Origin of the sequence: Pseudoalteromonas prydzensis (assembly GCF_011050055.1) — a bacterium.
Taxonomy (GTDB): Bacteria; Pseudomonadota; Gammaproteobacteria; order Enterobacterales; family Alteromonadaceae; genus Pseudoalteromonas; species Pseudoalteromonas prydzensis_A.
The window spans coordinates 19,100-32,311 of sequence record NZ_DRGM01000145.1 but is presented as its reverse complement, the minus strand read 5'-3'; the positions used below and the strand labels follow the sequence as shown (position 1 = coordinate 32,311).

Below are 13,212 nucleotides of genomic sequence, written 5' to 3'. Positions count from 1 at the left end.
AAAATCGCAAATATAAATTGGCTCAAAATCGCGCCGTTAATAACAAGCTCATACTATTTAAGCCACTTCCGGAATCAAGCGCTGAGCCTAAACCTAATTTTAATGCGACATGTTGATTAAACCAATATTGTGTTTGCAGTTCATAGTTGTCACTGAGGTTATCCGTATTACGAATATTGGCAATTAATCCTACTGACCATGCCTGATTTACATAATAAAATGCCCGTCCTTGCACATAGCGATAACGTCCCGCTAATTGTTTTAACTCTAAATCCCAACCTTGGTTATTATCAATATCAGTCCAGCGCACATAAGGCGCATAAGTCCACTCTACCGAGACGTTTTCGGTGTTCTGCTGCCAGTTAATATTGTAGCTTTCAGCTCGACTGTAATAAGCGTTAAAGCCAAGTTGCAGCTGTTCATTCATCTGCTTACCAAGTGCTGCACTTACTAAATAATCGGTATCTCGCCAATCTTTGTTATCATCGGAGATCCTTTGCAGGCTGGCCTGCATAACTAACCCCTCAGGGCCATAAGCGGCAGCATCGATATTTAAATAGTTAAAATCACCATTCGAGAATCCGCCAACAGCATAGTTATTCACTCGATTTAAGTGGGCTTTAAATTCATATGGTCCAGTTAGAGACTCAAGATCTTGAGCAAAGTAACGATAACGCGCGCCTAAAAATGACTCATCTAAACCGGCAAGATCGGTAAAACCAATATCCAGTTGATGCTGTGTAGCAGCTACAACTGGAGCCTGAGCAAGTACACTCACAAGCAGTATTGCACTAAAGCCAAGTACGTTTAACTTCATCCTTTAAGCCTATTAACAAATACATAATAAAGGTACATTTTAGCTATTTTTATGATCTTAACTGTAGAAAAATGTTTAAAAGTGTAGACTGATTTAGTAAATAAATTAATGAGGTAGACTGATGAGTATTTGGTATCAACCGATCACCCTAGCGCAATGTAAACAACTTGATGACGGCATAAGTGGTCAAGGCACATTAATGAAAACCATGGGCATTGAAATAAGTGAAATAGGCGATGATTATTTAGCAGCAACCATGCCTGCAATCCCTGCTCATCACAACCCGATGGGCATGGTACATGGCGGCGCAAATGTTGTGCTTGCAGAAACGGTGGCTAGTTATGCTGCAAACTTTGTAGTTGATTTTACGAAGTTTTATTGTGTTGGCCAAGAGATCAACGCCAACCATCTAAAAGCATCACGTAATGGTATATTAACCGCGATAGCAAGGCCACTGCACTTAGGCAAGCGCACATCGGTATGGGAAGTAAAAATCACTAATAGTCGTGGGGAACTGTGCTGCGTATCAAGAATGACCGCAGCAGTTGTAGAGCGTAAAGGCTAGTTTGAAAGTGGATAAATTGTAATTTCAATACCTGCACCAATCGCAGAAATACGCAATAAAGTATCGGCACTGAGCGCTTGATTAAAGCATTTTGGCGAAGTGCCAGATTCAAAGCCAATATCAAAGGTGCGCTTTGAGCATGATAACCACTGTTTTAATGCATTGCGCGAGCAAGACTCAATCAATTCACATAAATGGTTAATTGCTTTATCTGGTGAAGTAACCTCTAGTTTAGACTCAATACGTGCAAGTTGACGGTACTCATCTTTATCATAATGCAAAACCACAGCAGTTTTTTTTAAGTCCGCAACTAGCAAGCTAATATCTTGCTTTGATTCAAGCTCTAGATCTACATTTAAAAATTGAATTTCCGACATTGTTTCATTTTTACCCTACGTTAATAACAACGCAAACTTTAACCTAATTTCACATTTATACCAAATCAACTGTGGATTTTATTATCTGCGACAATTTGCCACATTGGCAAACTCGATATAATTTATAGAATAGCGCCCTAATAATAACAAGCAGGCAGTAGTAATGAATAAACGCATTTTTAAATATGCGCGTAAGCTCCACAAGTGGCTAGGTTACTTATTAGCGCTACAAATTTTTGTATGGTTGCTAGGCGGCTTAGTAATGAGTGCAATACCACTTGCAAAAGTACACGGTAAACATTTAGCGGCACGGCAATTAGATAATCCATTTCAGCGTCAAGACTACTCGGTTTCACTCGATAGCATTGTTGCACAAATAAGTGAGCCAATGCGGATCACTTATAGTCATTTTTTAACTACCCCGATTATTATTGTTGCTACCAGCCAAGGAGAGTCGAGCTTTAATGGCCGCACCGGTCAACCATTAGCTGCGCCAACGCAGCAGAATATTATTGCCAATGCTCAAGCTCACCTGTTAATTAACGCAGCTGTAAAACACGCCATACAACTTGAAGCCGGCCCCAGAGAAGTGGGCTACAAAGCAAACCTATGGCAAGTGCAATTCGATGATCGATGGAGTACAACTTTATATTTATCTGCAATTAATGGCCAAGTTATTAGCGTTCGCAGCACAATATGGCGCATATTCGACTTTTTCTGGATGCTACATATTATGGATTACGATGAGCGTGAAGACTTTAATAACCCATTACTGATTAGTTTTTCAGCCACTAGCGTACTGTTTTGCATCACGGGCATACTACTTTTACTACAAAATCTACGCCTGCGCCGTCGTAAACATTACAGTAAATAGTAGCAAGGCATGGCGATTGCCTTGTCTGTTATGTCATTGCATTTTTATCAACATACACCGTTCAACTGATTTACCTCGTTGAATAATCACTCGAAAATAGCGCCTCCTGTTGTACACTAAAGTGATTGGATATGCCGCATTTTATTCTTGCGCTAGTTTTTGTTTGCCTGAGTTTTAACCTCTACGCGGAGCAATTTACTAGCTTCTCAAGCGCCAAAAAACACCTTATAAAAACCTTACCCAACGATGCTAAAAGTATTTACTGTGGCTGCGATATAAAGCGCCAAGGCAAAAAACTGGTGCCCGACCCGAATGCGTGCGGTTATGTACCTCGTAATGCCATAACACGCTCAGGCAAGCCCAACGCCCGTGCCGTTCGGATTGAATGGGAACATATAGTGCCGGCCTGGGAATTTGGCCACCAACTGCAATGTTGGCAAAATGGCGGCCGAAAAAACTGCATTAAAACCAGTGCACAGTTTCGTAAAATGGAAGCCGATATTAATAATTTGGCTCCAGCAATTGGTGAGATAAATGCCGACCGCTCTAACTATCGTTTTGGCATGATTACAGGCAACGCAAGCCAATATGGCAGTTGCCAAGTGAAAGTCGATTTTAAACAGCGAGTAATAGAACCGCCCTTTTATGCCCGCAAGCGCATTGCCGATGCTTATTTTTATATGCAAAAAACCTACGGTTTAAAAATATCCGACAAACAGCAAAAATTATTTACCGCATGGCAAAACCAAGCTTTGGCAGCGCAACAGAGCAACACCGTTCTCTAAAATATCAAAGGCGCATGTCGCGCCTTGTTACTGCGCGCTAAATAGCTTGATGTGGGCCGAATACCTCATAATGAATGCGTGTGGCATCTACCCCAAGGGCAATTAATTGCTGTTTAATTGCCGCCATAAAGCCCGTTGGGCCACAAATATAAAAATCACCTTGTGTGAGCGGTAATTGCTCTGCAACACGCTTTACATCCATCAAACCAATAAAGTCAGCGCCCTCACCACCGTGATTCAACCAGGTATAATGATTTAATCGTGAGTGTGCAGCGGCTTGGGCAAATAAAAAGTCACTAAATGAACGCTGTTGTTGATTCTCACATGCATGTAAATAAGTCACAGGTTGATTTGATTGATCGCTCAATAATGTTTGCAACATTGCTAGCATCGGCGTTTGCCCAACCCCAGCAGAAATTAACACCACTGGCTTATTGTTCGCGCGTAAAAAGAAGTCTCCTGCTGGCGGGTAAAGCTCAATGACACGACCTTCATCGAGTGCATGCAAATAATTAGACACAATCCCCGCAGCTGGCTGTACTTCTTTTTTCACACTAATGCGGTAGTTCTCGCCGTTGCTTTGCTGGGAAATTGAATACTGACGAATTTCATTATATTGTGCATCATCGGGTTTCACCTTAATGCCTAAATATTGGCCAGGTTTATGCGCTATCACGGCTTCGCCATCAACAGGAACTAAGGTAAAACTGGTTACTAGTTCAGATTCACGGTGTTTTTTAGCAATAACAAACTCACGAGTACCCGCCCAACCACCATGATTATTTTTACTGTGCTCATATAAGGCCGCCTCTTCAGTAATACAAATATCAGCAAGTAGTGCGTATGCCTCGCGCCATGCGTATTCAACTTCGGCTGTAAATTGTTCAGGAAGTAGCTCTTTTAAGGTGCCAATTAGGTGGCCTCCAACAATTGGATAATGCTCAGGTAAAATATGCATGCTGGTATGCTTATGATTAATACGTGCCAGCGCTGTTTTTAACACCGCTAAATTATCAATATTTTGCGCATAGGCGGCCAGCGCATTAAACAGTGCAAATTGCTGACGGCCACTGCGCTGGTTAGTCATATTAAAAATATCTTGCAGCTCAGGGTTATGGCTAAACATGCGATTATAAAAATGCTCGGTAACTACGGTGCCCGCTTGCGCTAATAACGGCACGGTACTTTTAACGATTTCAATCGTTTTATCAGATAACATACAACTTCCTTTAACCACTACGCCCATCAACACGACGCCGCGTTAAAATAGGAATACAGTGGAGTAAGAACAACGAAAATGCCACGATCCACAGCACAGCGCTCAGCTGCCATGCAATGTGTGGCCCAATAACAACAGGTAATAACGAACGAATGATTGCTGCAACAAGCACTAAAGCAAACGCCACAGCGATAAAATGAGGAATCGTTAAAGGACGCCCAGTATGACCATGAGATACCCGCGTCATCATGGCTAAAATCATCATACCAATCGTGCCTATAGTGATCATATGCAGCGCATCTTTAAACAAGATGATGGGGCTATAAAAACTTAGCGCGAGTAATGCCAAGCCAAACCCTAATGCCAAATATGAAAAATGCAGCGACCATAATAACGGCACTTTGAGCACTGCGCTGCGCCACCATACCAATGAACGACTAAAATGCAGCACAGCAACTAGACCCAGCGCCCAACCAGGTTTCACTGTTGGTATGAACAACTGACTGATAAAATAAAGTGCAACGGCAAATATTGAGCTATAAAGTAGTACTTTATCTAACCGTGGAGTACGCACTTGCTCAGTTAAACCAAGGCCTCGCGCAGTAAAAAACGGTAATACGCGCCCAGCCACTACACCAACAAATAAGGTCATTACCAACACCGCGGTATCGACCACGGCCAATGCAAGTAACATATTTTGTTCAATAACTAACCATAAATAAATCATATTCAGTACGCACAGCGCACTTAGCATCGGCAAAAATTGATAGTTATTTTTGTTACTGGCTTTAAACAACATATTAGCCAACGCCATAATGGCGCCTAACCACCAAAGCAATTGGAGCAATAACAACGCATATAAATTAAAGTTTTCAATGCCCGTGCCAGTTATAAAAAATGCCCCACGCGCAGCTAGCCACAGCAGTGTAAGTAACATCAATTTACTACCACTGATACTCGCAACCCCGGTCCAAGTTTGTGCTGCTGTTAATAAAAACCCTACCGCGACTGCGCCTGCAAAACCAAACATCATTTCATGAGCATGCCAAAGCGTTGCTGGCATAGCTAATTGCCAACTTGCATGACCAGTTAAGATCAATAACCAGTAACCAATAGATAAAACAGCCAACATACCCGCCGCTAAAAAATAAGGCCGAAATGCCAACATCCATAATGGCCATTGACTCACTTGATAGAAATGCACTTGCTCGGACATTGGCTCGGTTACATTGATTGGTCGCATTAGCTTATTAAACTCACCTATTGAATCGTTATAGCCTGCTATTGCACAGACCAAGCCAACATTTAAATACATTAAAATTCAATAGATTAACCATTTAACGTTTGACAAGTAAGTCTTTATGACTCAGCATCAAAAAAGACAAATAAACACGTTTAAGTCATTTTGACATGATAGATAATCAAAGCTTATTGAATACTGCCGTTACGCTTGCTCAAGTGAATACTCAAGCACAGCCTTTTCAGCAACTTATAGATTGCATTCAACAACTGATCCCAAGTGACGCGATTGCATTACTGACCCTGCAAGGCGATGTATTAAAGCCACAAGCAATTCATGGCCTGATGCCCGACACCTTGGGGCGGCGCTTTGCGATTAATGAGCACCCTCGGTTACACGCTATTTGTAATGCCAAACAACCGTTGCAGTTTGCTCACGATTGCCCAATTCCAGATCCTTATGATGGCCTACTATCGAGCAAAACGGGTGATATTCCTGTCCATGCTTGCTTAGGGATACCGCTACTTAATAGCGCTAATACTTTGCTTGGGGTGATCACTCTAGACAGCCTTGATGCCAATGCATTCGATAACTTAAATCTAGCTGACTTAGCACAACTAAGTTTACTTTGTGCTGCACATTTACAGACCACCTTACAATTACAGCAATATCAAAACCACGCGCAACATAGCAACGCTTTAGTACAAGAGCTAAACCGTGCAGCGCTTACCCGCAATGGTGTAGAGATCATTGGCCACAGCCCTGCGATACAAACACTCAAAAATGACATCAAACTCGTTGCAGCTTCTGAGTTTAGTGTGTTGATCCAAGGAGACACTGGGGTCGGTAAGGAGCTAGTGGCACGTAATATCCACTTACATTCAAAGCGCAGCGAAATGCCACTAATTCACTTAAATTGTGCCTCATTACCAGAAAACCTCGCCGAAAGTGAGTTTTTTGGCCACGCCAAAGGAGCCTTCACCGGCGCCCATAATGCACGTCAAGGCAAGTTTCAGCTGGCAGATGGTGGCACGCTGTTTTTAGATGAAATAGGCGAACTACCACTGGCTATGCAAAGTAAATTATTACGGGTATTGCAAAGTGGTGAAATTCAAACCGTGGGCGAAGATGAAGTAAAGTACGTTGATGTACGGGTTATTGCTGCAACTAACCGCAATTTAAAAAATGAAGTAGCCGAAGGACGCTTTCGCGCCGATTTATATCATCGCTTAAGTGTTTATCCGCTCAACGTTGCACCACTTAAACAACGTGAAAATGATGTTATTTTACTGGCAGGCTACTTTGTAGAACAAACCGCCCGCAAGCTGGCTATCAAACAATTAAAACTCAGTGTTGAAACACAACTACTACTCACCCAGTACAATTGGCCAGGTAACGTACGCGAGCTTGAACATGTGATCAGCCGTGCTGCATTAAAAGCCAAACAAAGTCAGTGGCAGCAAGCAATAATTACTATTGAACCAGTACATTGTGAGCTTAACCTCAGTACCAGTAATCCTGTATCAGTCGCAATTTCAACTGCCGATAACGATAAGATAAATAGCCAAAATCTCTCGCTCAAACAAGCAACGGATACATTTACACAGCATTTAATCAGCCAACAGCTAGAACAACATGAATTTAATTGGGCTGCAACTGCACGCACTTTACAGGTTGATCGAGCAAACCTAGTCAGGCTCGCTAAGCGTTTGGGGATTGCAGTCAAAAAGACATGCGTAATTTAAAGGGTCGTTAAATCACTTTCATTTGGCGCTACACAGGGCGTGGCTAAGCATTGTTTAGCCACGCTTTTCGCTTCTGGCGGGAAATACACGATAACTTCACAATGCAAACCATGTTTCGTGATATAACGCACAAATAGCCGCAGATTAGCACCAGCACTGTGCTTTATTTGATTCAGCTCTGGGCCTGCCAACATCGCATCACCAAGGTTTTTGTAATGCCACATCAACCTAACTTATGCTCTTTAAAGTACGCTTTTAATAGCTGACTAAATGCTTGCACTTTCGCGGTACGGTGTACTAAATGATGCGTCACTAACCATAAGTCCGTAGGCCAGCTTAAGTCGCTTGCCAGTACCGGTACTAAATCAGGGTATTGCGCAGCGACGTCATGCTGCATCCCGCCAATTCCCAAGCCTTTAACAATCGCACGGGTGGCCTCTGAGGTTTCAGACACCCGTAATTTCACTTGTTCTGTAGGAATATTTTCATCAACCCACGCGAAATAAGGTACTTTGCCATTGTAGCCGGCCACTCCAGAAACAAAGTTATGCAGTGGTAATTGCTTTAACGTTTTTGGCATTCCGTATTTTTCAATATAACGTTTTGACGCATAAAACCCTGACGACAAGTGCGCTAGATGTTGGGCGATGTAATCACCCTCATCAGGACGAGGACCCGCGCGTACTGCAATATGTGCTTGGCCATGATCAAGGCGTAAACGTTTTTGATCTAAAATGACTTCCAGCTGCACCTGTGGATGTAAGCTTTGAAACTGTTCACACACATCACTCAGTACATCTATAAAACCACTGACCGTCGTAAGCAACAAACTACCACGCAAAGTACTATCTGCGGCAATAATATCGTTGTGTAAGCGCTCAAGCTCACTATTAATAGACTGTGCTGCTGTAAAGAGTTTAGCGCCAATCTCAGTGACCTTATACCCCCGAGCGTGGCGATGAAATAAACGCGCATTTAAGCTTTGTTCTAAATTATTAACCCGCCTAAGTACCGTGCTGTGATGGACATTGAGCTTTTCAGCCGCTGCGGTTAACGTACCCAACCGCGCAACTTCATAGGCTACTTTTACGTCTTGCCAGTCATCAAATTGAATCGCCATACTTATCCTTAATCTTCAGTGTGCGTATATGCACATAAGTTTTGCGTTTATTTGGCTTTTCTGCAAGTAAATATTTGCTAAAGTACGTAACAGACAAACTAACTAGATTAATTAAGGCGAACACCATGACTGCACCAAAAATTATTGCCTTAGCAGGCAGCTTACGTAAAGACAGCTTTAACCAAAAATTGATCAATGAAGCAGCCCGCTTTGCATTAGAAAGCGGTGCGGAAGTAGAAGTGATCAAACTGGCCGATTTAGACTTACCCATGTTTGACGAAGACATTGAAGCGCAAGGCACACCCGTTGGTGCACAGCTGCTAAAAGACAAACTTCGCGCTGCTGATGGTATTTTACTGGCAAGCCCTGAATACAACGGTTCAATCACCGCGGTACTTAAAAATGCCATTGATTGGGCATCACGTACAGAGCAAGGTGCTGTACCTGCATTTCGTAACAAGGTTACAGCGTTATATGCCTCATCACCGGGTGGACTAGGTGGATTGCGTGGCTTAAACCATGTACGTGATATTTTATCCGGTATTGGCAGCCTAGTATTGGCAGATCAACTTGCCGTACCTGCGATTCATACTGTACTGGATGAAACAGGCCGCATTAGCGACCCTGTAACTGCCGAGAAAGTAGCTGGTCTTGCGCAGCAACTCGTCAGTGTTACTAGCAAACTCAATAAGTAAGCGGTTACGCCACTGACTAAAGCTTTGTCGCTGCTAATTTAGCGGCGATAAAGTCTTCATGAGTTACATACAATAAACTGGCTACGCGGCGGATCACATATTCTTCTTGCGGATCAAGCTCGCCATCGGCATAGGCTAAACGCCACAGCAGTTCGATAATTTCAATACGTTGCTCAGCACTACATTGGGCATTAATTTGTTTAGAGAACTGAAAGTAATCAATCGCTTCATCCAAACTGCTACCAGCTTGCTCTGTTAATTGTGCAACGTCTTCTTCGCTTAAATTAAAATACTTTTTTAAAGTTAACGTTAACGTCTGGAGTTCATCTGCTTGTTGCTCACTATCGGCACGCATTACCTCAATCAATAATGCTGCTATCGCCGTTTTCAGATCATGCTCTTGCATCATTGATGGCTGTTCATTAAATGACGAAAAAAGCTGTTTAATTTGTTTGAACATCACATTTTCCCTTTTTGGGTGTTAGACTTACAGCATAACTTGATGCACCACTGTAGTTAAATTGCGTGCTCAATACAATAATGGAGCTAAAGGTTTATGAAAGGAAAGGTGGCAAATTGCTTGATAATTATAGGAACGCTAGCGCTGTTAGTGGGCTGTAATGTCGCGTTGGCTGAAAAAGGTGCAACCGAAAAGCTCTATGACTTTGATGAAAAAGTACATTATTACCAAACAAAATTAGACGCAAATAACTACCATTTAGAAATTCAATCTGACGACTATCAACACTTTAAAAATCAAAGCGTGTTTTTACTACGCCATGCTAACCGCCTATGCCGCGGTAACCCGTTTATGTTAAAAGTGACTGACGGCGTACAAGAGTACGATCGTTTCCCAACCAAACCCCGTAAATATCAGCCACCCTTAACGGTATTACTGCAATGTGAGACAGAAGCCACAAAAGATTAGTCTTTGCTTTTTTAATCTTTATAGCCCCAAGGCGCAGCCGGTGGTGTAATTGGTTTGGTTAAATCAAAATCCACACGGAACTCACGACCTTGGCGAATTAAACGGTAAGTAAACGTTTCAGGGTAAATATACATTTGCCACGTATTACCCATTGATTGTGGAATACCTTGGCTGACAAACAACTCTTTTGAATATTGATCCGCAGGAAACGATTGTACGCTAGCAAAACCCGCGTCAACCGTGTGGCCGCCATACATAGTCGAGATATCATCAGTACCATCTTGATGACGATGATCATGCTTTAAACTCAAACCACTGCCGGTTTTAGTAATGATCCAGGTACGCGATGCATCATCACCGACATGAAACGGCACTTGTAACTCGCTATCAGTGCATTTACGAACATGCATGACTAATTTTTTACCGGCAAACGAACTTGGTCCTGTGGCATTATCAACCGTGACAGTTCCTTCATATGCTTTACCGCAGTGAGCAGCAATATTATCAAAAAAGCCATCATGGCTTGGAATAGATACCAAAGGCGCAGGACGTGCAAACGCCGCCGTAGACGCCAGTAATAAGGTCGCCGCAGTTAATAATTTCATAGCATGTTCCAAAAAATATAAAAGAGCAGCTTAGCGTGTAAATAAATACAAAGGAAGTAATCGCGGTGAATAGGCCATAAGGTGCGAGTTAGCGAGGAGAAAGATTAGCAAGTGATATACCAAAACGCGGCCTGAGCCGCGTTTCATTGTTTAATAACTTTTAAACCTTTACTGCCAAGGTCTAGCTGCGGCTAATTGCTTTTCAAAAGCATCAATTTGCGGGTTTAGCGTTTCGGTCACGCCGATAAAATCTAAGCCGCTTAATAAACGCTCTTTTACGTCTTTGCGAATATCAAAGCTGATTGGCACAAACTTGTTACTGGTAAGCACCTGATTTTCAAGATCAATGTCGATATGAATATCGTCGTGCCGTTCACTCAGTACAAATAACTCTTCCAATGTTTGCGCGGGTAGTGCAATAGCTAGCATCTGGTTATTGCCGCAGTTATTAAAGAATATATCGGCAAAGCTTTCCGCCAAAATTACTTCAAAGCCATATTGCTTAAGCGCCCATGGTGCATGTTCACGTGATGAGCCACAGCCAAAGTTATCACGGGTTAGTAATATTTGCGCGCCTTGGTAACATGGTCGGTTTAAAATAAACGCAGGGTTTGGCTCGCCGTTATCTAAATAGCGCCAATCATAAAACAACGCCGCATCAAAGCCATCACGGCTGGTTGAGGTTAAAAACTGCTTGGGAATGATTTGGTCGGTATCGACGTTGTTTTTATCAAGTGGGGCCATTAAGCCACTAAAAAAAATGCTCATTAGGCTTCTCCTCTAATATCAACAAAGCGACCATGAATAGCTGCCGCTGCGGCCATTGCAGGACTCACTAAATGGGTGCGGCCACCACGGCCTTGGCGGCCTTCAAAGTTACGGTTAGACGTAGATGCACAACGCTTGCCTGCACCTAAACGGTCGTCATTCATTGCTAAGCACATTGAACAACCCGGCTCACGCCACTCAAAGCCAGCCGCTTTAAAAATATCGGCTAAGCCTTCGTCTTCAGCTTGTTTTTTTACCAAACCAGAACCTGGTACGATTAACGCTTCTACACCGGCGGCCACTTTTTTGCCTTCAACAATTTGTGCTGCAGCGCGTAAATCTTCAATACGGCTGTTGGTGCATGAACCAATAAATACCGTATCTACCGTCGCTGACGATAACTTATCACCAGCTGTTAAACCCATGTATTTAAGCGCACTGCGGATCGCATCGGCTTTGATCAAATCAGGCTCTTGGTCGGGATCTGGAATGCACTCATCAACACCAATAACTTGTTCAGGGCTGGTGCCCCAAGTAATTTGCGGCTGAATGCTGCTCGCTTCAAGCTCAACTTCTAAGTCAAATTGCGCGCCTTGGTCAGTTTTTAGGGTTTCCCAATAAGCAACTGCAGCTTCAAAATCATCGCCTTGTGGGGCAAATGGGCGGCCTTTTAAGTAATCATAAGTGATTTGGTCTGAAGCGATTAAACCCGCTTTAGCGCCCATTTCAATACTCATGTTACACAATGTCATACGCGCTTCCATTGACAGTGCTGCAATGCCTTCACCACAAAACTCTGCCACATAACCTGTACCACCCGCAGTACCTAGCTTACCAATCACCGCCATGATCAAATCTTTGGCTGTAACCGTTGGACGTAGTACACCATTAATTTGAATTTTTAATGACTTGGCTTTTTTCTGTTGTAGCGTTTGCGTTGCTAGTACGTGCTCAACCTCAGACGTACCAATACCGTGTGCCAGTGCACCAAATGCACCGTGAGTAGAGGTATGGCTATCACCACAAACAATGGTAGTGCCCGGTAAAGTAATCCCCTGCTCAGGCCCCATTACATGCACTATGCCTTGGTTAATTGAGTTTAGATCGTAAAGTACAATACCAAACTCTTTACAGTTGGCATCAAGCGCCATCAATTGGTTTTTTGATACTTCACTGGCGGCATCTAATGAACGGCTTTTAGTCGATACATTATGATCCATGGTCGCGATGGTTTTTTCAGGGCAACGTACTTTACGGTTTTTCTCTCGCAAGCCAGCAAACGCTTGCGGCGATGTCACTTCGTGTACTAAATGACGGTCAATATAAAGTAAGTCGGTTTGCTCATTAATACTAGCAACTACGTGTGCTTGCCAGATTTTATCGTATAACGTTTGGGCCACTTGCTGATCCCCTAATTTGTTTGACTCGCCGCGTGACGGTGCAGCGAGTGAATAATTGTTTAAATACGTGCCGT

Annotated in this window: 16 protein-coding genes; 6 read left to right on the top strand and 10 right to left on the bottom strand. The window is 42.9% G+C overall.

Features of this window, described 5'->3' with window-relative positions:
• Positions 1-22: 22 nt before the first annotated feature.
• Complete coding sequence (locus ENH88_RS14040) at positions 23-817, bottom strand: hypothetical protein (RefSeq protein ID WP_304183024.1); 795 nt, start codon at positions 815-817, stop codon at positions 23-25.
• Positions 818-938: 121 nt separating this feature from the next.
• Between ENH88_RS14040 and ENH88_RS14035 the strand changes: the two genes are divergently transcribed.
• Positions 939-1,382: a PaaI family thioesterase gene (locus ENH88_RS14035; protein ID WP_304183022.1), complete on the top strand. Its 444-nt coding sequence runs from the start codon at positions 939-941 to the stop codon at positions 1,380-1,382.
• Here the strand turns inward: ENH88_RS14035 and ENH88_RS14030 are convergent.
• A complete protein-coding gene (locus ENH88_RS14030; RefSeq protein ID WP_304183019.1) occupies positions 1,379-1,759 on the bottom strand; it encodes a hypothetical protein in 381 nt (126 codons plus the stop codon). The genes ENH88_RS14035 and ENH88_RS14030 overlap by 4 nt on opposite strands.
• Positions 1,760-1,922: 163 nt before the next feature.
• Between ENH88_RS14030 and ENH88_RS14025 the strand changes: the two genes are divergently transcribed.
• Both ENH88_RS14025 and ENH88_RS14020 read left to right on the top strand, forming a co-directional pair.
• Positions 1,923-2,633 carry a hypothetical protein gene (locus tag ENH88_RS14025; protein WP_304183018.1) on the top strand — a complete coding sequence of 237 codons (711 nt, stop codon included), beginning with the start codon at positions 1,923-1,925 and terminating at the stop codon, positions 2,631-2,633.
• A 131-nt stretch (positions 2,634-2,764) separates the two neighbouring features.
• A complete protein-coding gene (locus ENH88_RS14020) occupies positions 2,765-3,418 on the top strand; it encodes an endonuclease (protein WP_304183016.1) in 654 nt (217 codons plus the stop codon).
• A 37-nt stretch (positions 3,419-3,455) separates the two neighbouring features.
• Here ENH88_RS14020 and hmpA read toward each other — a convergent pair whose 3' ends face one another.
• Positions 3,456-4,637 (bottom strand): NO-inducible flavohemoprotein, encoded by a 1,182-nt coding sequence (gene hmpA / locus ENH88_RS14015; RefSeq protein WP_304183014.1) that lies wholly within the window; start codon positions 4,635-4,637, stop codon positions 3,456-3,458.
• A gap of 10 nt (positions 4,638-4,647) precedes the next feature.
• Complete coding sequence (locus tag ENH88_RS14010) at positions 4,648-5,880, bottom strand: NnrS family protein (protein ID WP_304183120.1); 1,233 nt, start codon at positions 5,878-5,880, stop codon at positions 4,648-4,650.
• Between the two features lie 167 nt (positions 5,881-6,047).
• On the opposite strand from ENH88_RS14010, the gene norR reads away from it, so the two are divergent.
• The gene (gene norR / locus ENH88_RS14005) at positions 6,048-7,622 is read left to right on the top strand and encodes a nitric oxide reductase transcriptional regulator NorR (RefSeq protein ID WP_304183013.1); all 1,575 of its coding nucleotides are present in this window, start codon (positions 6,048-6,050) and stop codon (positions 7,620-7,622) included.
• On the opposite strand, the gene ENH88_RS14000 is transcribed toward norR, so the two are convergent.
• Positions 7,619-7,846, bottom strand: a complete 228-nt coding sequence (locus ENH88_RS14000; RefSeq protein ID WP_304183012.1) for a hypothetical protein — start codon at positions 7,844-7,846, stop codon at positions 7,619-7,621. The genes norR and ENH88_RS14000 overlap by 4 nt on opposite strands.
• A complete protein-coding gene (locus tag ENH88_RS13995; RefSeq protein ID WP_304183010.1) occupies positions 7,846-8,742 on the bottom strand; it encodes a LysR family transcriptional regulator in 897 nt (298 codons plus the stop codon). The genes ENH88_RS14000 and ENH88_RS13995 overlap by 1 nt, the downstream gene beginning before the upstream one ends.
• 125 nt (positions 8,743-8,867) lie before the next feature.
• On the opposite strand from ENH88_RS13995, the gene ENH88_RS13990 reads away from it, so the two are divergent.
• Complete coding sequence (locus ENH88_RS13990; protein ID WP_304183008.1) at positions 8,868-9,437, top strand: NADPH-dependent FMN reductase; 570 nt, start codon at positions 8,868-8,870, stop codon at positions 9,435-9,437.
• A 16-nt stretch (positions 9,438-9,453) separates the two neighbouring features.
• On the opposite strand, the gene ENH88_RS13985 is transcribed toward ENH88_RS13990, so the two are convergent.
• On the bottom strand, positions 9,454-9,897 hold the full coding sequence (locus tag ENH88_RS13985) for a TerB family tellurite resistance protein (RefSeq protein ID WP_304183005.1): 444 nt from the start codon (positions 9,895-9,897) through the stop codon (positions 9,454-9,456).
• A gap of 96 nt (positions 9,898-9,993) precedes the next feature.
• On the opposite strand from ENH88_RS13985, the gene ENH88_RS13980 reads away from it, so the two are divergent.
• Complete coding sequence (locus tag ENH88_RS13980) at positions 9,994-10,365, top strand: hypothetical protein (RefSeq protein WP_304183003.1); 372 nt, start codon at positions 9,994-9,996, stop codon at positions 10,363-10,365.
• Between the two features lie 11 nt (positions 10,366-10,376).
• Here ENH88_RS13980 and ENH88_RS13975 read toward each other — a convergent pair whose 3' ends face one another.
• From ENH88_RS13975 to leuC, 3 genes are all read right to left on the bottom strand, one after another.
• On the bottom strand, positions 10,377-10,970 hold the full coding sequence (locus tag ENH88_RS13975) for a hypothetical protein (protein ID WP_304183002.1): 594 nt from the start codon (positions 10,968-10,970) through the stop codon (positions 10,377-10,379).
• 168 nt (positions 10,971-11,138) lie between these two features.
• Positions 11,139-11,738, bottom strand: a complete 600-nt coding sequence (leuD, locus tag ENH88_RS13970) for a 3-isopropylmalate dehydratase small subunit (RefSeq protein ID WP_304182999.1) — start codon at positions 11,736-11,738, stop codon at positions 11,139-11,141.
• The gene (leuC, locus tag ENH88_RS13965) at positions 11,738-13,138 is read right to left on the bottom strand and encodes a 3-isopropylmalate dehydratase large subunit (protein WP_304182997.1); all 1,401 of its coding nucleotides are present in this window, start codon (positions 13,136-13,138) and stop codon (positions 11,738-11,740) included. Before leuC ends, leuD begins: the two co-directional genes overlap by 1 nt.
• Positions 13,139-13,212 lie beyond the last annotated feature (74 nt).